The 18,147-nt window shown below is 60.8% G+C and carries 21 protein-coding genes; 2 read left to right on the top strand and 19 right to left on the bottom strand.

Annotation, left to right across the window (positions count from 1 at the left end; all coding sequences use genetic code 11):
- Positions 1-399: 399 nt before the first annotated feature.
- Genes ACN0TA_RS11410 through ACN0TA_RS11385 form a run of 6 tightly spaced genes read right to left on the bottom strand, consistent with a single transcriptional unit; the run spans position 400 to position 2,740 of the window.
- Entirely contained in the window at positions 400-831 is a 432-nt protein-coding gene (locus tag ACN0TA_RS11410; protein WP_417582946.1) for a hypothetical protein, read from the bottom strand.
- Positions 828-1,088 (bottom strand): hypothetical protein, encoded by a 261-nt coding sequence (locus tag ACN0TA_RS11405; protein WP_417582944.1) that lies wholly within the window; start codon positions 1,086-1,088, stop codon positions 828-830. Before ACN0TA_RS11405 ends, ACN0TA_RS11410 begins: the two co-directional genes overlap by 4 nt.
- The gene (locus ACN0TA_RS11400; RefSeq protein WP_417582942.1) at positions 1,085-1,387 is read right to left on the bottom strand and encodes a hypothetical protein; all 303 of its coding nucleotides are present in this window, start codon (positions 1,385-1,387) and stop codon (positions 1,085-1,087) included. Before ACN0TA_RS11400 ends, ACN0TA_RS11405 begins: the two co-directional genes overlap by 4 nt.
- Positions 1,384-2,079: a M15 family metallopeptidase gene (locus ACN0TA_RS11395; RefSeq protein ID WP_417582940.1), complete on the bottom strand. Its 696-nt coding sequence runs from the start codon at positions 2,077-2,079 to the stop codon at positions 1,384-1,386. Before ACN0TA_RS11395 ends, ACN0TA_RS11400 begins: the two co-directional genes overlap by 4 nt.
- Positions 2,076-2,435: a RusA family crossover junction endodeoxyribonuclease gene (locus ACN0TA_RS11390; protein WP_417582938.1), complete on the bottom strand. Its 360-nt coding sequence runs from the start codon at positions 2,433-2,435 to the stop codon at positions 2,076-2,078. Before ACN0TA_RS11390 ends, ACN0TA_RS11395 begins: the two co-directional genes overlap by 4 nt.
- A gap of 38 nt (positions 2,436-2,473) precedes the next feature.
- Complete coding sequence (locus ACN0TA_RS11385; RefSeq protein WP_417582936.1) at positions 2,474-2,740, bottom strand: hypothetical protein; 267 nt, start codon at positions 2,738-2,740, stop codon at positions 2,474-2,476.
- Positions 2,741-2,980: 240 nt separating this feature from the next.
- Here ACN0TA_RS11385 and ACN0TA_RS11380 point away from each other — a divergent pair, with 240 nt between their 5' ends.
- Complete coding sequence (locus ACN0TA_RS11380) at positions 2,981-6,892, top strand: bifunctional DNA primase/polymerase (protein ID WP_417582934.1); 3,912 nt, start codon at positions 2,981-2,983, stop codon at positions 6,890-6,892.
- A gap of 1 nt (position 6,893) precedes the next feature.
- On the opposite strand, the gene ACN0TA_RS11375 is transcribed toward ACN0TA_RS11380, so the two are convergent.
- From ACN0TA_RS11375 to ACN0TA_RS11340, 8 genes are read right to left on the bottom strand one after another with little or no spacing between them, the layout of a single operon-like run.
- Complete coding sequence (locus tag ACN0TA_RS11375) at positions 6,894-7,382, bottom strand: hypothetical protein (protein WP_417582932.1); 489 nt, start codon at positions 7,380-7,382, stop codon at positions 6,894-6,896.
- The gene (locus ACN0TA_RS11370; protein WP_417582931.1) at positions 7,379-9,298 is read right to left on the bottom strand and encodes a hypothetical protein; all 1,920 of its coding nucleotides are present in this window, start codon (positions 9,296-9,298) and stop codon (positions 7,379-7,381) included. Before ACN0TA_RS11370 ends, ACN0TA_RS11375 begins: the two co-directional genes overlap by 4 nt.
- A gap of 1 nt (position 9,299) precedes the next feature.
- The gene (locus ACN0TA_RS11365) at positions 9,300-9,830 is read right to left on the bottom strand and encodes a hypothetical protein (RefSeq protein ID WP_417582929.1); all 531 of its coding nucleotides are present in this window, start codon (positions 9,828-9,830) and stop codon (positions 9,300-9,302) included.
- Entirely contained in the window at positions 9,830-11,935 is a 2,106-nt protein-coding gene (locus ACN0TA_RS11360; protein ID WP_417582927.1) for a phage tail tape measure protein, read from the bottom strand. The genes ACN0TA_RS11365 and ACN0TA_RS11360 overlap by 1 nt, the downstream gene beginning before the upstream one ends.
- Positions 11,925-12,080 (bottom strand): hypothetical protein, encoded by a 156-nt coding sequence (locus ACN0TA_RS11355; protein ID WP_417582925.1) that lies wholly within the window; start codon positions 12,078-12,080, stop codon positions 11,925-11,927. Before ACN0TA_RS11355 ends, ACN0TA_RS11360 begins: the two co-directional genes overlap by 11 nt.
- A gap of 20 nt (positions 12,081-12,100) precedes the next feature.
- On the bottom strand, positions 12,101-12,625 hold the full coding sequence (locus ACN0TA_RS11350; RefSeq protein ID WP_417582923.1) for a hypothetical protein: 525 nt from the start codon (positions 12,623-12,625) through the stop codon (positions 12,101-12,103).
- 11 nt (positions 12,626-12,636) lie between these two features.
- Positions 12,637-13,428 carry a hypothetical protein gene (locus ACN0TA_RS11345; protein WP_417582921.1) on the bottom strand — a complete coding sequence of 264 codons (792 nt, stop codon included), beginning with the start codon at positions 13,426-13,428 and terminating at the stop codon, positions 12,637-12,639.
- A 4-nt stretch (positions 13,429-13,432) separates the two neighbouring features.
- Entirely contained in the window at positions 13,433-13,903 is a 471-nt protein-coding gene (locus ACN0TA_RS11340) for a hypothetical protein (RefSeq protein WP_417582919.1), read from the bottom strand.
- A 73-nt stretch (positions 13,904-13,976) separates the two neighbouring features.
- On the opposite strand from ACN0TA_RS11340, the gene ACN0TA_RS11335 reads away from it, so the two are divergent.
- A complete protein-coding gene (locus ACN0TA_RS11335) occupies positions 13,977-15,041 on the top strand; it encodes a DUF3644 domain-containing protein (protein WP_417582917.1) in 1,065 nt (354 codons plus the stop codon).
- Positions 15,042-15,044: 3 nt separating this feature from the next.
- Here the strand turns inward: ACN0TA_RS11335 and ACN0TA_RS11330 are convergent, their stop codons facing one another.
- From ACN0TA_RS11330 to ACN0TA_RS11310, 5 genes are all read right to left on the bottom strand, one after another.
- Entirely contained in the window at positions 15,045-15,356 is a 312-nt protein-coding gene (locus ACN0TA_RS11330; protein WP_417582915.1) for a hypothetical protein, read from the bottom strand.
- Entirely contained in the window at positions 15,356-15,568 is a 213-nt protein-coding gene (locus tag ACN0TA_RS11325; protein WP_417582913.1) for a hypothetical protein, read from the bottom strand. Before ACN0TA_RS11325 ends, ACN0TA_RS11330 begins: the two co-directional genes overlap by 1 nt.
- Positions 15,568-16,641, bottom strand: coding sequence for a hypothetical protein (locus ACN0TA_RS11320; RefSeq protein ID WP_417582911.1), 1,074 nt, complete (start codon positions 16,639-16,641; stop codon positions 15,568-15,570). The genes ACN0TA_RS11325 and ACN0TA_RS11320 overlap by 1 nt, the downstream gene beginning before the upstream one ends.
- On the bottom strand, positions 16,638-17,015 hold the full coding sequence (locus ACN0TA_RS11315) for a hypothetical protein (protein ID WP_417582909.1): 378 nt from the start codon (positions 17,013-17,015) through the stop codon (positions 16,638-16,640). Before ACN0TA_RS11315 ends, ACN0TA_RS11320 begins: the two co-directional genes overlap by 4 nt.
- Positions 17,016-17,090: 75 nt before the next feature.
- Positions 17,091-18,113: a major capsid protein gene (locus ACN0TA_RS11310; RefSeq protein WP_417582907.1), complete on the bottom strand. Its 1,023-nt coding sequence runs from the start codon at positions 18,111-18,113 to the stop codon at positions 17,091-17,093.
- Positions 18,114-18,147 lie beyond the last annotated feature (34 nt).

The following is an 18,147-nucleotide window of genomic DNA, read 5'->3' as shown; positions in this document are numbered from 1 at the left end:
TGCTATTTGGCACAATAGAAAAGCGCCAGTCGGCGGCTACCGACTAGCGCTTTTATGACCCGAAAGGAGGTGACGCGAAATGCCCCCTCCGTAGCTAGCTGAGACCGGGCCCAGGTGTTTGCAGCACCTGGGCCCATTTGTGTGTAGCACCGATCCTTTGTCAATTAGCGGTTGGATTTTTTCCAATTTACAAATTGACGCAATCGCATTATAGCCGCCCCGCCTGAAATTCAGAATTTCTAGCTTTCAGAACGGTTTGTGCATTTTTCGCACTCGTTTTGTTCCCTCCGATTATCGACCTACATTTTTTCAATCATTTTTTCGGTGATGCATTTTTTGCGTTCCGATTTGATGTCCGCGAATCTCGCGTCGCTTTCTCTGAGTCACGTGACACTGGCATCAGTCCGTTGCTGAGTTGCTCGATCGGGAAGTGGCTTTGCGCCTGGCGGGCGGAAGCTTTGGGGAATCCTTCGACGACCTGGCTTCCATGCGCAGCACGGTGTCCCGTACGTCGGACGTGGTACCGATGACCGTGCGGACGTCATCAGAGAGGGATGACATTGCGACCTTGATCTGGGCTTCGAAGCGCTGGAAATCGCCGTTCTTCACATACGTGGCTTCGGCTTCGTTCTTGTGCTTGTCGACTTTGGTGTCGAGCTTGACGACATCCTTGCCCAGGTCGACGACCCGGGTTGTGAGGTGGCTGACCTCCTTCCGAGTTTTCGTCCGAAAGACCAAGTAAGTGGTGTAGGTGCCAACGATGAAGCCGACCATCGGGACGCAGATGGTCAGGATTTGGCCGAGCGTAATTGTAGGGTCAATATCGATCATTCTTGTAGTCCACGGATGGTGTTGATTTTCGTGCGACAATCATCACCGGCTGCGGCAAGATCGACGATGTAGAGCCCGACATCCCTTTGAGTGCCGGAAACTGGTGCAGGGGGCTGTGCAGCGCATGAAAGCAGCTGCGGCGGTATCGTGCTCGTCGTCGCACAAGCGGACAGCAGGGCAGCGAGGATAAGGCACGCGAAGACCATGAGGACCGGCTGCCACATAATGTAAAGGAAGGCGACAAGAGCGCGGATCATGGATTGATACCTCCGATCTTATCGGCGGCTCTGAGCGCGCGCTCGAGCACGGGTGATACCGGGCCGTCTTCGTCAGCAGGTGCGGTTAGAATCTCTTCACGTGCATTCGCCAGCCGCTGGGCCCGGGCATCGGCAGCGGCACGCTCGGCGGCCAGGGCATCGATCGCGTCATGGGCGTCGTCGAGCGCCTGGCGAGTTTCCTGCAGGTCGTGCTGAAGATCGCGCACATACATGCCGCCACCCCCAATTATGAGGAAGACGGCAAGGATCGCACCGATCTTGAGCAGGGCCTCGGTCACTTACGCTTCCCCCACGGCAGGATGCCTGTCTTGGAGGCGATCCCGATGATGGTGAGCGCGACGATGACGCCGGCGACGGCGATACGAATCCAGTCACCCGAGGACAGTTCATGCTGCTGCATGGTCAGCGTCGACACCACGGGGCCGATGCTGTCGCCGACAGACGCTGCAGCCGCCGTGGCACCGGTGGTACCGATCACGGCGGCATCGCGGGTCGCGACTTGGCGATCGGTGCGGTTGGTGATCGGCTGATCGTATGCGACTGCAGGCGCGCTGCCCGGGTATTGCTTCCAGGGCAACTGCCAATGAGGGCCGTCCTTGAAGCTCTTCCAGTCGCCGCCCCATTCGATCACGACGCCCTCGAGCTTGGCGGCGTCTTTGATGGCTTTGGCGAGCGGGTAATAGTGCGGCCAGCTCCAGCTCACTTCTTTGGATCCATTGCCATCAGTGTCCACATAGGGAACGACGTCGACGGCATGGGCGTGGCCATTCGCAGCAGGAATGTGCCGCGAATTCATTGTCTGGGATGCACCCGATCGCACAAGCTCGCGCTGCCGATCGACGGAGCGCGTGCCTTCGATCACGCGAAAATCGATCGGCGTGATGGTGATCGCGCGCTTGATGACGCGGACCAGGTCGGGATGGACCCCCTCGAGGTTGCCAAGGGAGACGGACGAAAGGTGGTAGGTCATGGCAGGCTCCTCACGGTGACCGTGCACGGGCTGCCGTCTTCGACCCATCGCGTCGTGACCTCGCGCACGACGCGGAAGTCGTCGGCCTGGATCACACCAGCGGCGACGATGGCGTCGAGGCAGGCCTTGTTGCAGTTGTCGGCATCGCGCCGGCGGTTATCGGGAGCGACGACCTCGATGGTGACGGCCACGCGTCCGGCCACCGGTCGTGGGCGCTGTGCGCGGATTGACCAAGCCGCTTCTTTCTTCCAGGCAGCGTATCGCTCGGTGTCGATACGGCGCTTGCCCGCGTTCCGGAACAGGTTGTTCACGGACGGTGGAAACGGCAGCTGCAATGTGGTCACGGTCTCGCTCATGCCCGCGATGGTCAGGTCGAGGCTTGCGAGAAAGAAGGTCAGTTGGTGGTGCGCTTCGGCGTCTCGACTTCGATCTTCACCTTGATCCGCAATGCATCGGCGATCTGGCTCAACCGGCGGTAGCCGACCCCGCTGATGTCGCCGTTCTTGATCTTGTTGAGCTCCTTCGCCCGCAGGTGCGGATATAGCTGGTGAGCGACCCTGCCGGCGTGGCGGTCACTCTCGAGGACTTCCTGGATGGCAGTTGCCAAGGTGTCCTTGAGTTGATGGAAAGTTCTTTCTTCGTACGAAGTGCTGGTCGTCATGGATTCGTTTCTCGGTCTTCGAGGATTCGTGTGAAAATCCTCGTCCGGGACCCAGCAAGGGACGAGAAAAACTCTCCGCGAAAATTTATTTTCAGTAAGAAATTTGCCTCCGACCCCCATAACTGGGGGGTCGGAGCCGTTCCTTCGATTTTCGTAGCAATTTCTGGGACTTGCGGTATTCCGAATCAGACCCCATTCTTCAGTCAAGCCCCAAAGAGGGCATCCCTGGTACGCAAACAGATGACGATGATGGACACCCACAAAGCCACACATCCCCCTCGCGACCCGTTTCTCAGCATCACTGCGGAGATCTTCGGTGGCGCGGATGAAGTTGATCTGCCGGACTCGCGCAAGGCGACCTCGCTGATGCACAATCCTGGGGAAGCCATCTTCGGTGGCGTGGCGAATGAGATCTTCGCCAATGGCTGGTGCTGCTTCCCGCAGGAACGGGACGGACGCCGCCTGCCGTCGCGTGTCGACGGCGCTACACTCAAGTGGGGCAAATACATTGAGGAACGCCCAAAGGCGTCCGACATCGCCCGCTGGGCGCATCAGGCGTACGCTTCAAATCTAGCCGTCATTCTGGGTCCAGTGTCGGGCAACTCTTTTGTCCTCGATATCGACGTACTGGATCCCGAACTCAGCCTCGACGTTCAGGAACTGGCGGCAACGATCCTGGGACGCAGCCGTCTGCGGCGTCAGGGTCAGGCACCGAAGATGGCGCTGTTCTATCGTGTTGCAGATGCCAGTGAGCTGCCGGCGAACGAATCGTTTCGCTTTTGCGACGAGGACGGAGGGCTATCCGAGCACGGGCTCGAAATTCTCGGGCGTGGCAAGACCATCACCCTTTATGGCAACCATCACAAAACCGGCGGCTACTTCAAATGGGCAGACGCGCAGCCAACGCACGCAGCTCCGGATGTCGCGCCGCTCGTTACCGGCGAGCAGGTGACCGAGTTCTTGGCTGCAGTGCAGGAACTGCGCGCATTTCATAGCGGTGGCAAGCGCACGGGCTTCATGGAGGTCGGCGACGGATCTCTGGAGGTCGACACATCCGGCTGGATCATTCCCCGCGACCGCGAGGGCACAGTCGCTAAGGATGGAATGATCGCCGACGGTCGCGAAGGGTGGCTCAAATCCTTCACGTTCGATCTCGTCAGGTTCAATCATGAGCGTCTGGACACGGCGCAGGGCGTGGCATCCGCCGTCGACGTCGCACTGCGGGTCGCAAAGGAACGCCTCGATCTGAGTGGCAAGCAGGTTGGCGGCACGGATATTCGGACAGCCGTCGTCGATCGCATTCAGCGCGCGGTTGCAATGCTGCACGCTGGCGAAATCACGCATCTGCCAAAGCCACGGCGCGAGGGTGATGGCACTCTTCGTCAGTCGCGCAAAGGCGTGTTGCAGAGCTCGACATGGAATCCATGGTTCTTGCCGCCTGCCGACAAGCGCAAGCCCCTCAACTATTCGGGCATGACGGCGCCCGACGCCGAGATTGCGAAAGCACGGGCCCTCAAGACTGACCGCAGTGCGACGGCAGAAAAGGTCGAGCGGCAGGTGCATGGTGCGCTGGGGCAATTCTTCGACGCCGTCTATTCAATCGAGATCGAACGCCCAGTGGCCCACGTGCTGAAGGCACCCACGGGCGCAGGGAAGACGACGCGTGCGATCAGCTACATCGCGCACGACCCCCGGACCTTCTCCGGCTTTGACATCGACGACCAGGGCGAAGGTCCGGGGCCGATTCTGTTCCTGCTTCCCACTTACAACAACATCGACGAGTTGCGGCGCCGCGCCGAAACCATGAATCTCGATCCCCTTCTGGATGACGAAGATCTGGCAGCACAGGCTACAGAGTTGGGCATCTATGCCCACGACAGGGCGCTCGAGGAAATCGCGGACCTCCGGCTCAATGCCGAGGCTGCCGGCCTGAAGACGATGACCTACCAGGGCAAGATCGCAGCTGGTTGCCAGTTCGAGGAGAAGGTGCAGGCGTTGATGGACGCCGGCGTGGCAACCTCGGGCTTGTGCCATGCGCGCATGCCTACTGCGACAGGCGAAATGGAAGACCGGTACTGCCCGCACTACGCGACTTGCCCTGCGATCCAGCAGCGCGCACGAATCGCGGAGAGCCACATCGTCTTCATGCCCCACGCGTTCCTGAACTTGACCATCCCCGAAGAGCTCAAGACCGTGCGTGCGGTTATCGCGGACGAGCGCATTTTCACGATGAGCGTTCACACGGCACAGTTCCCCACCAAGTCTTTGGATTTGCCCCGCGATGAACCGCGCCTGACGAATAAGGAGCGCGAGCTCGGGCTGCACCCGATCGAGCTGCTGCAAGAGCGCGACGCGGCTGTCGACCTTGTGAAGCAAGCCTTTTCGCGGGGTATGCGTCCCGCCGAATTGCTTCACCTGCATAGCGAAGCGAATGGCAAAAAGACGGTCACGGGAGCCGATCTGGTGCACAGCGCCGCAAGGGTGTGCGGCTCCGCGTCATCGTCAAACGTAGCCGTTTATCCAGGCATGCCAGATGCCGCTTTTGCGGACATTGTCACCCGTGCGACGGGTCGAGACGTGAAGGCTGAGTATCGTTTCTGGAAGATCATCGAGCAGCAGATCGCCGCGATCGACGATGGCACCGATAAGCCGCAAAGCGACAAGGTGGTCCAAGAGCGCATGGAGGAAGACGAGAAGGATCGCCCTGTCTCTTACATTCGCATTTCGTGGATGACACACCCGAACTGGCCCGCTGCGCCCTTGCTGTTGCTCGACGCGTCGGCAAATGAGCAGATCACGAATAAGGTGTTTCCCGATCGGGACATCGTCGTTCACGACATCGATGCCGACCTCAACCTGAGAATCGTTGCGATCGCAGACAAGCGGATGGCAAACAACGGCCTCGTCGCCGGCGAGAAGGCGAGGCTCGAGAAGCGCGCCCTATGCGCTCAAAACATCGAAACCATTCGCGCAGTGGAGAACCACGTGTCGGCGATCCACGCGAATGGTCGCGTGGCGCACGCAATGCCAAAAGCCCTGCGCAGGGAATACTGCTGGGGCTACGCCACCCCCGGGAACGTCGACTATCTGCATTACGGTGCGGAGCGCGGGCTGAACTTCGCCGAGCGCCATCTAGCGGCGCTGGTCACAGGCCGCATGGAGCTGCCCCCGCACGTTTACGATGGCATCGCCGCCGCACTGGCATATGGCGACGACCAACCCTTCGAGCTCCTCGATCCACGCGGCAATGGCCTCGACGCCGACGACAAGCCCATTCGTCCCCGCGTGGGCGATGTGCGGCTGGCAATGCGCGACGGCAGCGACATCTCCCTCGAGACCGCCCTCAACCCAGCCGGCTGGCTGCGGATCGTGCAAGAGCAATTCCGCGAGGAACCCATTCGCCAATCCGTTGGGCGGCTGCGTCCCGTCTATCGGGAAGACACGCCGGTGGCATACATCATGAGCCAGTGCATCCCAGAGGGCTTGATCGTCGACGAGCTGGTTTCCGCTGCCGACATGATCCCCGAGTATGCTGAGTTGCTGGATGCATCGCGGTCTATGTACGGCGTGCTGGACTACCATCTCGCGTATCAGCACCGCTCGGACCTCGCGACCCTCGAAGAATTTCGCCGGCAGTTCTCGCTTCTCCCCGCCGAGCTGAAGGCTGGCTTTGACGCGGTGGGCTACGTCCGCGATCGGGGTGACCGCTACCACGCTGGCGTACCTGTGCATTGGCGCGCGAATGCTTGCGAGTTTGTTGAAAGCCTTGTTGCCCAGACCGGGCATCAAACTCAGTCTATCCGTGTCACGCGGGCTGCTTCAAACGAACCCGTGGCACCCGCGGCCGATCGGCCCATTGATGCCATCGAGACCGAAATCGGGTCGCTGGAGCAGCGCATGGAGCATGAGTGGACCGACCGTCATCGCGTCATCGAGCGAATGGTTGCAGCCCACGCTGCCGACACGTCGCAGCCGCCTTACTACCCCGGGAAGGGACGCTATCCTGTTGGCGCTGGCGAAGACCTGAGCAAGATCAAGCTCACGCTGACGGGGCTCGCCATGATCCACCGCGATGAAAACATTGAGGCCGAACCAAAGGCGAGTGATGCCACGATCAGCAACGAGATCGATGTGATGGATATCGCGATCTGACCTACCGCGTCCCACGCTCGAACATGCGGCGAATGGCTTCAACCATCGGAGGTAATTCAAGGTCAGGCTGCGTGACCGCATCTTGATCGGAAATGTGATGTCCCCAATACGTGGTCGGTAGCACGCTTTGACCGGACAGCTCGAGTCCCTTTTCAATCGTAAAGTACTTTCCAGTTGCGTCAGCTGGGCCTTCGTCTCCCTGGTTCGGGGCCCCAGGCTTATACATCTTCAAGTCCATATTGTTGGCATCCGTGACATCTCTAAATGTCAGATGTTTCTCGCTCGCGAAGCCTGAAATCTCTCCGTTCGGCGTGGGAGCCGCGATGTCGACTTCATAGTCGCGCGTCCCTGTTCTTTGGGGCCGATAGTTATCTCGATCGACGCCCTCGGTCTCCGGCGGCAGCGTGATTATAGCGTTCGTCGATCGTGGCGACGCACCGCCGGTTTTGCGGGTGCCGCTGCGAAGAAGGCTAAGGATATCCGTCATCATGAAGCTCCTGCGTCATAGCCCATGGGGCTCTCCTGAAGTGATGCATCGATCCGCAGCCCCCGCGTGATCAGGCCGATGGATGCCAATGGCCGCATGGAAACGGTCACCGCAGTCTTGTTCGCCGTAAGAGCAGAGCTGGGATCCCGCCCCGCGGCGAGCTCTGTGTTCGCCAGATCGGCCTGGTCCTCCGCTTCCATCGCCTTGTCGACGTCCGTCACGGCATATGCCGGATTGCCCAGGGAAAATGCATTTACCGGTACCGCGATGGCATCAGAGCTAGTCGCATACTGCACGTCTTCAATCTGACCTGCTCCCGTCGCCCCCGTGCCGAGGCAAGCGCCGACAGTGACCGTTCCCCGGCGTCCACCGCTTCCGTCCCAGGACCGCTCCCATCTGATGACCTTGCCCCGGACCGGGCCGAATCTGGGATGGTCGCAAGCCAGGTCCTGGTCGAGACGGATGTCACGCACAATCTCCCAATTGTTGGGCCGCACCTGGACCTTCAAACACCTCAGGCGATATCGCAGCCGGGCGCGTATCAGGAGGAGCGCGTGCTCGATCGACTGCACGCCGCGGGGCGTGTCGAGATAGGTGGGCGACCTCGCATCGGGAAGCGGTGCGATGCTGTCGGCAGGCTCAAAGCCTGGGGTCGAGATCGCCACCAATTTACCGTCGAGGACAGAATTGAAATAGAAATAATCGAGCGCGTGCGCGTTCTTGTACTGCCATCTGCGGCCGTCATAGAGCACGTGGTCGCCAGCTTCGCCCGGACGTCCAGGATACCACGCCGGCGTATCGGGGTCATCGGTGGGGTCGCGCAAGGTGATTTCGCCCAAGTCCAGCTCGGCGACCGCTCCAAGCACGTCTTGCGTCGGCACCGACATCCTGATCTCGACTTCCTCGCGACGCATCTGGCGATAGTCGTACGTCATCAGGAGCTGTTCCCAGTCGTACGTCCAAACGCGGGTCTCATCGACCCCCTTCCAGATCTGCTGCGCCGTGCCGAGATCGTCGAAATAGTGCCGCCAGTAATGCCCTGCCGACCGGCCTGTACCGAAGGGATCGTTATTTTGCTGATGATAGGCGTAGACAGAATGGCTGTACTGGAAGCCTCGATATGTCCGCGATTTGCGCCACCCAAAGTCGAGCGCGAGGTGGCTGGAGTCGGTCACGCGGTATGCGTTTTGCCCCATCTCCCAGCCGACGCCGGCCTGAACGTCGATCGGCGGTGGCACGAATTCGCCGTCCCCTCCCGCCGTCGACATTGTGCTGGTCGCGCCGATTCGATTCTTGATGTCCACGTAGCCAATAGCGCGCTGTTCATACTCGACGGCGACCTTCATGCGCGCAGCCCTGACCGGTGGATCGCCGGCGGCGATCGCATAGTCCGACATCGCATGATCGGTCCCGATGTCGACGACTGTGTCGCTCTCGAGAACGTCCGTGATCGTGATCTCATGCGTACGGGGATCGATGAACCACGATGCGCCCCGAGCAGACAGGGCTGCCGAGGTGTCCTCCAGGTCGTCACCAAACAGAGGATCGGTGAACGGCAGCCCGTACATCTCGGCGGCCTTTGCCTTCAGCCGCGCGTCGAGGTCTTCCGGCGCCGCGATCAATTCCGTCGTGATCATGACCGCCTGCAGATCCGTCGGCATACCAAGGGTGCGCGCCCGGAACGTGAGGACGGCATCCTCAGGGTCACCGCTCTCGGACTCGGAAATGAGTGCGAACCGCCGACGCGATGCCGACAGCAGACCCACGCCGGGATTGGGGAACGTGATTCGTCCCCGCGCAGCGTGGTTTTCTTCTTGATGCGTCTGGATCAGGCGAAAGGACTCATCGACGCGTCCGTGGACTGATGGATTGAAAACGACATCCAGGGTGTCGACCCATGCGAAAAATATCTTTGCCATCTCAGACCTCTGCCACTTCTACGGTCCAGGAATAGCGCTGCTCGTCTTCCTCGACGGACTTGTCGGCTTGGATCAGGGTGACTGTCAGCGGTGGGCGATATTCGACTTGGACGGTGCGCGGCTGACCAGCCAGCGTGATGGTCTTTCCGTTGCGGTTGTGCGTGATGGCGTCACCCGTGACGGGGTGAAATAGGCGAACGGATCCGGCAAGCGGCGTGCGCTTCAACACGTGTGACGTCGCACCGGCAGCAATGGTCTCGCGCCATGGATCGATGGGGGTGATCGTCAGGATTGAAAGTGGCTCGAGGTGATCGAGTGCTGGCAGATCGAGAACGCCCGCACCGCGCGCTTCCCAGCGGTAGCGGGCTTTTCTTCCCCACGGCGACTGCATCGCAGATCCGGTCATGAAGACGCCATTCACGTCACGCTCAAATTGCGCGGCGTGGTCCCAGATCAGTGTCTCGCGAATGCCGCGCGCAGCAGCATCCGTGATGGCGATTCCGTCGAGTTCGAGTGCGGACCATTTCTCCATCAGTCATCTCCTGCGAACGGCAGCCCGCCCTGCGTCGCCGACGACCGCTTGGCGCGAGAAACCAGGTCGAGCAGTTGCTCCGCGACGTCGTCGTCCTGCGCGTAGACCGTGACCTGCTCGCCTGTGGGCCAGAGCTCGATCACGACGGGCGTCCCCTGCGGCTGCTGTTGTGTGCTTTCGACAGACCGGCTGCCGGGAGCGCGGGTCTCGCTGAGCTGCATGATCTGAGGTGCGAAAGCTGCCGTCTGCTGCGCGCCCGAGACCATGGAGACCGCTTGATCGACCAAGCCACGGAGCTGGTCCATGTCCATGTCGACCGTGACCGCGCCAATGGCTTGGACGTTCTCCGTCTGGATTTGCTGTGTTGCGCCTCCCGCAGAACTCCGAGCACTATCGTCGACGTAACCCTGACGCCTCCGCTGGTCGTACCAGTCATCGCCGTCCTGACGCATCTGGTCGAGGAGTTCGCGTTCGGCGTCGGCCGCGCCGTTGATTTCGCGGATCATTCCATCGAGCCACTTGAATGGCGCGTTCACCAATTCGTTGCCCTCGGCCAGTTTGGCGAGGAACGTGCCGAGCGCCAAAGCAGCCACCCCGATCGCTAGGCCGACGCCGCCGAATGCAACGGTCAGCCCTGCAACAACGGCAACGAAGGGCGCACCGAGGTCGAGCATGGAGCCGAATCCGGAGACGATGCCGAGCAGGATGTCGTCGAGATTGCCGGCAGAGCGGATCGCCTCGATCAGCCCGGGCATGTTGTCGGCAAGGTCCTTGACCCAAGCGAACTGCCCATCGACACTTTCACCTGCAGCGATGGCTGCAAGGGCATCCTTCAAGCCGACTGCGTAGTCCCAAAGATCGCGCAGTAACGCCCCGGTCTGTCCGAGAACCGTATTGCCGTCGCCCGTCTGGAACCCCTCCTGCAGTTCAGCCCAGGCACTCTCAACGGCGTCCACGGCATCGGGCAGCCTATTTAAATAGCCGACGATCTCAGTGATGAACGCGCCGGTGATGTTACCAATGCCGTCCAGGGCAGCGACGAGCAGCGTCCCGAGACCCCGGATGCCGCGCGCAACATCCTCGACCCAGACGAATTCGTCGGTCTGGCGCTGCCCGAAAAGCTCGTCAAAAAGTTCGCCGAGGGCGCGGCTGGTCGTCGCGGCGGCGTTGCCAAGGTTCTCAGCCCACCTGACGATCGGCTCGAGCCATGAACCCTGAACCGCATCACGTCCGCTTTGCAGATATTTGACGACGTCGTCGATGACGTAGCCAACCCGGCGCCAGCTCGTCTCGAGCCCACCGCTGAGCATTTCGCGGTTCTCGCGCATCCAGCCAGCGAAGGCCTCGGAAAGGTCTCCGATCGTTGGCAGCACTGTGCGCGCCAGCTCAAGGCGCATGCCGCGGAAGACGTCCCCGATCTCAGCGACGGCTGCGTTGAATTCGCGACCGATACGAACGTCTTCTTCGGTGATGACGGCGCCAGACAGGTCGATATTTTCGATGCTGTCTTGAAGCGCCTCGGAACCCGTTCCGAGATCATCGAGGAATGTAACAAGCTTTGCCGAGTCGTCCTCGCCGAACATTGCGGCAAGGATAGAGGTGCGCTGTGCGCCAGAAAGGCTGCGCTGCGCCTCGGCTACGCGCATGAGAACATCGAGCGGATTGTTCAGGTTATCCGCGAGGTACTGGGCGCTGATGCCCATCGCCTCAAAGTCCTCAGCAACGCTGGACCCTTTGGCGCCTTCGTTCACCTGTCCGTAGAATTGGATGAACGCGCCGCGCAGATCATCGATATCGATGCCATATTGGCGCGCGACACCAGCGATGCGGCTCATCGTCTCGAGCTGCATTCCGGTGGCGTTGGAGATCCTGTTGACCTGATCGACATACTGGTCGTTCGAGACGGCAATCGCGGAGATGCCGCCGACCCAAGCGGTGGCGGCAGCTCCAATCCCCGCGCCGATTTTGCCGACGGACGAGATGGCATTGAAGGAAACGTCACGCAGCTTGCCGATCGACTTCGAGATGCCCTCGAGGTCAGCCTTCAGGTCGCGGGTGCCAGTGGCACCGAACCTGACTTTGAATTCCTCGGGTCTACGCTGCATTGCCCAATCCCAACTCGGCGCGGAACGCCTTCCATTCGTCCTTGTTTGCTTGGCCTGCGCGCGCGGCTACAGCAGCGTCGTGGATGCCGTCAGCCCGGTCATCGGCATCAAGGTTCGAGTGGAAGAGCACCTCGGCCGGCGACATGCGCCACGCGGCCTCGCGACCTACTTCTTTCTCGAGCCTTTTGACGACTTTGATGAACTCGAGGATCGGGTGACCGTCCCAGAGGGCCTTACCTTCACGCCTGGCTTTGTTGGCTTTGACTGCTGCGAAGTGGCGAGCGCGAGCAGCATGTCCAGCTGATTCCTCACGTCGCCGAAAAAACCGGTGACATCGCCCCCCGTGGTCACCTGAAAGGCGGCGGCGAGAGAACGGCTCTTCTCGGCGCTGGTCATATTGGGGACCAGCGCTTCCATTTCGGGATCCCGCGTCGAAAGCGCGATGAGCTTTGCCGCAACCTGGTCCGACAGCGTCTCGCGAGCCTTACCAATCTGATCAGCCGTCGCTGCCTTGCCGGTTTCCAGATCAGCCCCAAAAGCAGCAATGGCCGTCTGGGGATCGGTGAGACAAAGGACAACGAAATCGCGGACCTCGATTGGGAAGTGCTCGACGTCGAAACCCCGCAGCTTCACCATCTTGGAGCTGTCGGGGATGACCGCCATCGCGGCCTTGAAATCTGGATGAAGCAAGGCGGCTCTCCTTAGATCGCGAGGACGGTGTTGGAGATGTCGCGCATCCAGCCGAGTTCGAACCCGGCGGGCTGGGTCTCGTCGGCTTCAAGCTCCATCGTGAACTGGTGGGTGTCGTACTCATCGCCACCGACCAGGGCGACCGACTGCGGCATGATGAGCCCACGGTTCATCTTGACGAGCTGGCGGGGGCCGATGTCGTTGACCTGACGGACAAGGAGACCGGCGCGAACGCCGCCACCCTGGCCGATACCTGTCATGACCCGCTTTGTGGTCGCGGTAATCTCGGGGACGGTGTAGGTGATCTCAAGCTCGCCGTCTGCAAGGCCTTCCGAGCGCGGTACCTGAAGCGTTCCGGACATCTTGTCGAACCGGTACTGATCGACCTCAAGCTCCACGGCATCGAGCATAACGCTCGAGATCGTGGCGTTCATGACGTTGTTCGGCAGGATAACGATGCGACCCAGCCTGTAGTCGGCGACGGTTACCGGATCCGGCGTCGGTGCTGCGTCCTGCTCGAAATACTGATCTGCGGTACCCACCCACTGCGCGGCGCGCATGATGGGAGGAAGCTGAAGCAGCGTCAGGTTGACGGTCACGCCAATCTGGTTCGGATCCTTGCGGCCAAGAATTCTCTTACCGGCATTCTTCCGGTAACGCTCGATCGACGAGGTGTTGAACTGCACCGAGATGTCGTCGCTGTCGCCCAGGTCGACGGCAGTACCATCTTCCAGAATGAGAGCGGCGAGTGAGCGGCTGGTCGAATACCAATCGCTGTCGAGAAACTGCCATACAGCGTCCATTGGATTACCTCACAGGTTGCGCCGAAATCATCGGCTGATCGGGTGCGCCGGCGGGATGCGCAGCGGTCGCGACATAACGAAGGGTTTTCGTGAGAAGCTCGCCATCGGCGCCCTCGGCCCGCGACAGGTCATCGCCGATGAACTGCAGCTTGCGGACGGGCAAAGACCACTCAGGTGAAAGGCACATCAGCCGCTCGACGTGCACGGCGATTTCGTCGGCGCGGTCGAGGGTTTCGTGCTGGCGACCGGAGATCAGGATCGCGACTGCGATATCGAACTCGCGGTCGAGACGCGGTGGCTGCTGCCTGCTCGCGTCAGTGACGGCACTCTCGGGCGGGATGATATTGACCGCGTCGAGCTCGGCGTCACGGAAGCGGGTGATGCGCCCCGAATACGTGGATACGCCTTCAGCTGAGAGCGGTGCCTCGAGCCGGGCTTTGATGCCGTCGCGGATCTGTTTGGCGATGTGGTCCATGCGGTCCTCACGTTACAGACGCGAGGATCGTTGGCACGCTTGCGAGAAAGAAGGGCGATAGCTAGACTGCCTCATGCGCAAGGAAGCCAAGACGCTGCACAGTAAAGCGCTCGACTCTCTCATATTGGGCGTCGATCACTTCAACCGTGCCTGGGACCGCGGGCGCCACGAAGCCGTGCTCATCATGCTCGATCGGGCATTCGAGCTACTGCTCAAGGCGATCATCATCCATAAAGGCGGTCGGATCCGCGAGGCCCGGAAGCAGGAGATGACGATCGGGTTCGATGTCTGCCTCCGGAGGTGCGTATCTGATGCCAAGCTGAAATGCCTGACCGAGGACGATGCGGTCTCCCTGCAGTCCTTGAACGCGCTCCGAGACGCCGCCCAGCATTACATGATCGAGCTCTCGGAAGAGCATCTTTACGTCTACGCCCAGTCGGCAGTGACCCTGTTCGCACGCCTCTGCGCAGACGAGCTCGGGCTGCCGATGAGGAACGAGATACCAGAGCGGGTGCTGCCTGTGTGTGCGCGGCCACCCAAGGATTTGGGCCAGCTGTTCGATGCCGAATTCGAACACATCAAGGCCATGGTGGCGCCGGGATCGAGAAAGCGCTTGGATGCGAAGGCGAAGCTGCGGTCATTGGCGGTTCTGCAGGCGTCGCTCGATGGGCGAAAATCCCAAGCCAGCGATCGGGAACTCGATCAGATCGTCGCACGGATCAACGACGGCGCCGATTGGCGAGACATCTTTCCTGGGGTTTCGACCTTGACCATTGACCCCGAAGCGGACGGTCCTGGCCTGCTACTCAGGATCACCCGAAATCAGGGCGAGGCGATTCATCTCGTCAATGAAGGCGATCCGAACGCCAGCGTGATTGCTGTGCGGAAGGTCAATGAACTCGATTTCTACAATATCGGGCTGCACGACCTCGCGCAGAAGCTTCAATGCACGCCGCCAAAACTGCTTTGCCTGATCCGTCACGACGGCATGCAGGACAATCCCGACTACTTCAAGCTGATCAAGGTCGGAAGGCAGGAGCACAAACGCTACAGCCCGAAGGCGCTTGCATATCTGAAGATAAGGCTTCAGGAGATCGACCTCGAAGATATCTGGGAGGCGAGTAAGGAAGCCGCTTAAGCGTCAGTTCTTGATGAGATGCAGCTCGACGAATCCGTCACCCTTCAGCATCCAGCTGCGCACGTAATAGCTCTCTGCGAGGTCCGGAAAAGCAATTGTGTCACCCTCGGCAGGCTCGTCGTCGAGATCGGTCCAGTCGACCAGTGCGCGGGTGCGCATCGTGATGACGATTTGACCGCCGATCTCTTCCTCGACCTCGCCGGTGATCTTCTGTGCGCGAAGGCTTTTACCCTCAAAGCTCGCGGGCATGAAGAGTGGGCCGCGCTTCATCGTGCGGCGGTAGCGGTCGAGGTAAGGCGGGGTAGGGGAGCGCATTAGGCTGCTGGCTCCTCAGGCTCGGGAGGCGGCGATATTGCGGGCGGCGCATAGCTGCCATCGCCCTGTAGGCGCCATCCGATCTCGACAGCGGCATTTGCTCCCGTGCATTCGACCCATGCGTGATTTTCGTCAGCGTAGCCCGAGGGCTTTTCGCCAATCACTAAATTGATGACGACACCATGCGACACGACTGCGTAGCGATCACCCATCACGCACCTCCAACGTAGTAGAAGAACACGCGGACCTCGCCGCGGCCCCCAGCTCCAGAAGTTCCACCAGATGAACTGCTGACAAGCGCAGCACCGCCACCGCCACCGCCGGGCGCGCCACCGTCACCGCCATGGGCGAATGAACCGGAACCGGCACCGCCGCCACCGCCGGCTCCGTAGGAGAATGCGTCGAACGCATCGGCGCCGTCCTGAGCATTGCGCGTAGGATCGCCACTGGTGTCATTCATGCGGCCCCCAAGGCCGCCGAGCGTGAGATTTGCGTCAGTACCTGCGCCGCCATTACCGCCGTTGCCGCCATGGCCCCAGCCACCGCCACTTTGATAGTAGCCACCACCACCCCCGCAGCCTGGTCCAAAGGACTCCGTGGCGCGAATGCCGGATTGGTTTCCTGCACGCGCCGGCAAGCCTGGCAGGCCAACAGGGACGTCAGACGGAGAAGGGTAAAGGTGATAAAGCACCGAGGATTCGAGAGTCTGCCCAGGCCCACCTGGCGCGCGATAGTCACCGAAAAGCGAATAGCCGCCAGCACCGATGTGAGATCCCCACGTATATGCTGGCTGCCCGACACCGCCAGCGCCGATGACAATCGCGACGCTTGAGGTCAGATCGGCTTTGCGGAGATTCGTGACGCGGCGCACCGATCCGGCGTTGCCGCCTTGCCCTGGGCCGACTGCGGTCGCGGTACGTGCTGACGCACCAGACGAGCCGCCACCGATAATCTCAACGTCCATGACGAGGTCATCTTCAGTGATATCCTCGCCGAATATCGTCTGAGCTTCCGCTAGGGCTTCTGCCCACTTCGCATCGCGATCCCACGAACCGGATGTCTCGATACGCGTCGCGCTGACAAGGCGCCGCTCACCAGTTGGCGCGGAGGCTGAATTCTGCCAAGTCGGACCCTCAGCGGTCTGTGTCCAAACTTGGCCCGGGTTCCCGGTCTGGCGATCGTTCTCGAGCACGTCGACTTTGTATTCGACGGTCTCGACGCGACCCTCGAGCTCGGGATTGGTGCCGGATCCGCTGCCGCCTGGAGAAATAGGTCCCAGCATCATGCGCCTCCGTTGTTCGCGACCCGAGCGCAATGCACTTCAAACGCTGCACCGTCCGGAACGAGGTAGCCGTAATTGCCCTCATCGAAGGCGACCGGAAAATACACGGGTCCGACGATCGGCATCGCGCGCGCCAGGACGAGGTTGATGTCCTGCTCTTCGGCGACCGACATCGGTCCGTCGATCAGCAGCGCGGTCTTGCCTGCAGGGACATAGAGGTACCAGACGCCGCCCTCGGTCGTCGGCGGGAACTGGGAGTTAACACCGGCCTCGAGCTCGAGACGCTGAATGCTCGACAGGTCAGGAAAAAACACACCGACTGCGTGGCCGCTCTGCGACTGCATGGTCTTTATGGTCTTGGTGTTCTTTGCGGGCATGTCGTGATCCTCGGGATCGGAGAAGATAAAGGGGCCGACCGGATCGCCGGCCCCTCGAGCGCTTGCTTGCGGGGGTTATGGGTTGATGGTGACCTCGATCACCGAACCAGGGCGTGCGCAGTACGCAATGCGGTACATCTCAACGAGAGCCTTCAGGCCCTTGTTGTATTCCATCGGTTCCTTGGCCGTGTAGAACGGAAGGATCGCGCCCAGGAACTCGCCGATATCGGTCGGGCCGGAGACGAAGTTCCAGAGACCTGGCGCCTTCGGGCAGAAGTATGCCTTGTTCGCTGCAAGGAAGGGGTTGCCGTCATTGCCGCGTTCCTTGCCGTAGGAGACAAGGCGAACGTCAGTCTCATCCGAGGACGAGAGGACAAAGCCCTTCTTGCGATCGTCTGCCTTGAGGAACGCGAGGTTGGTCAGCTCACTGAAGGCAGCCACAGTGGACTTGTGCTTGCGGATGTTCTTGAAGGCGTTGCGTCCGCAAACGAGTACGTAGTCATCAGGGTTGAAATCGCCCTGGCTGTCCTCAGACTGTTCCTTGAGCTCGGTCAGAGCTTCGTTCGTGTTGAACGATGCCGCAGACAGGTTCCACGTGGCAGTGGCCTGCTGATCGACACCGAGCTCGGTGCGAAGATTGACGAGCACGTCGGTGCGGTTGGCGTCATAGATAACACCAGTCATGGCACCAAACCGAATCCATTCCTCGGTCTTGGCGAGGCGGCGCAGTGCCATCATGAGGCGCTTGTCGCGCTCCATCTCGACGATCTGCGGGTTGCCGTTTCCAGTCTGACGAACGGCCATGAACTCGCGGTTCGGCATGGTTGCGGCTTCGGCGTAGCGCGGGATCGGCATCTTGTGCGCGGTACGCTTGTTGCGCTTGCCTTCAGGCGCCGGCTCGTTCTCGCCGAGAGCCGGCAGGACGTAGATCTCGCCGTGCTCTTTGTCGAGCGTGAAGTCAGGGGTGGGCGACTGATCGTCCTCGAATTCGAGGATGTCAGCGAGCGCACCTTCAGAGTAGTCCATGCTGATGACGGCTTTGGTCATCGCAGTCAGGCTGAAGGCTTCGCCCGAGAAGATATCGAGAAGCTGGTCCATTTTGTTTCTCCAGGTTCAGCCGTTCAGCGGCGAA

It is taken from the genome of Pelagibacterium sp. (genome assembly GCF_048264985.1).
Classification (GTDB): domain Bacteria; phylum Pseudomonadota; class Alphaproteobacteria; order Rhizobiales; family Devosiaceae; genus Pelagibacterium.
This window is presented reverse-complemented; position numbering and strand designations above follow the sequence as displayed.

Bases quoted from the DNA above. Each gene is read 5' to 3' on its own strand.
- ACN0TA_RS11370 (WP_417582931.1), bottom strand. From the start codon at position 9,298: ATGGCAAAGATATTTTTCGCATGGGTCGACACCCTGGATGTCGTTTTC.
- ACN0TA_RS11345 (WP_417582921.1), bottom strand. From the start codon at position 13,428: ATGGACGCTGTATGGCAGTTTCTCGACAGCGATTGGTATTCGACCAGC.
- ACN0TA_RS11330 (WP_417582915.1), bottom strand. From the start codon at position 15,356: ATGCGCTCCCCTACCCCGCCTTACCTCGACCGCTACCGCCGCACGATG.
- ACN0TA_RS11375 (WP_417582932.1), bottom strand. From the start codon at position 7,382: ATGATGACGGATATCCTTAGCCTTCTTCGCAGCGGCACCCGCAAAACC.
- ACN0TA_RS11380 (WP_417582934.1), top strand. From the start codon at position 2,981: ATGACGATGATGGACACCCACAAAGCCACACATCCCCCTCGCGACCCG.
- ACN0TA_RS11385 (WP_417582936.1), bottom strand. From the start codon at position 2,740: ATGACGACCAGCACTTCGTACGAAGAAAGAACTTTCCATCAACTCAAG.
- ACN0TA_RS11310 (WP_417582907.1), bottom strand. From the start codon at position 18,113: ATGGACCAGCTTCTCGATATCTTCTCGGGCGAAGCCTTCAGCCTGACT.
- ACN0TA_RS11410 (WP_417582946.1), bottom strand. From the start codon at position 831: ATGATCGATATTGACCCTACAATTACGCTCGGCCAAATCCTGACCATC.
- ACN0TA_RS11325 (WP_417582913.1), bottom strand. From the start codon at position 15,568: ATGGGTGATCGCTACGCAGTCGTGTCGCATGGTGTCGTCATCAATTTA.
- ACN0TA_RS11360 (WP_417582927.1), bottom strand. From the start codon at position 11,935: ATGCAGCGTAGACCCGAGGAATTCAAAGTCAGGTTCGGTGCCACTGGC.
- ACN0TA_RS11365 (WP_417582929.1), bottom strand. From the start codon at position 9,830: ATGGAGAAATGGTCCGCACTCGAACTCGACGGAATCGCCATCACGGAT.
- ACN0TA_RS11355 (WP_417582925.1), bottom strand. From the start codon at position 12,080: ATGTCGCCGGCCGAGGTGCTCTTCCACTCGAACCTTGATGCCGATGAC.
- ACN0TA_RS11405 (WP_417582944.1), bottom strand. From the start codon at position 1,088: ATGATCCGCGCTCTTGTCGCCTTCCTTTACATTATGTGGCAGCCGGTC.
- ACN0TA_RS11335 (WP_417582917.1), top strand. From the start codon at position 13,977: ATGCGCAAGGAAGCCAAGACGCTGCACAGTAAAGCGCTCGACTCTCTC.
- ACN0TA_RS11315 (WP_417582909.1), bottom strand. From the start codon at position 17,015: ATGCCCGCAAAGAACACCAAGACCATAAAGACCATGCAGTCGCAGAGC.
- ACN0TA_RS11390 (WP_417582938.1), bottom strand. From the start codon at position 2,435: ATGAGCGAGACCGTGACCACATTGCAGCTGCCGTTTCCACCGTCCGTG.
- ACN0TA_RS11320 (WP_417582911.1), bottom strand. From the start codon at position 16,641: ATGATGCTGGGACCTATTTCTCCAGGCGGCAGCGGATCCGGCACCAAT.
- ACN0TA_RS11395 (WP_417582940.1), bottom strand. From the start codon at position 2,079: ATGACCTACCACCTTTCGTCCGTCTCCCTTGGCAACCTCGAGGGGGTC.
- ACN0TA_RS11340 (WP_417582919.1), bottom strand. From the start codon at position 13,903: ATGGACCACATCGCCAAACAGATCCGCGACGGCATCAAAGCCCGGCTC.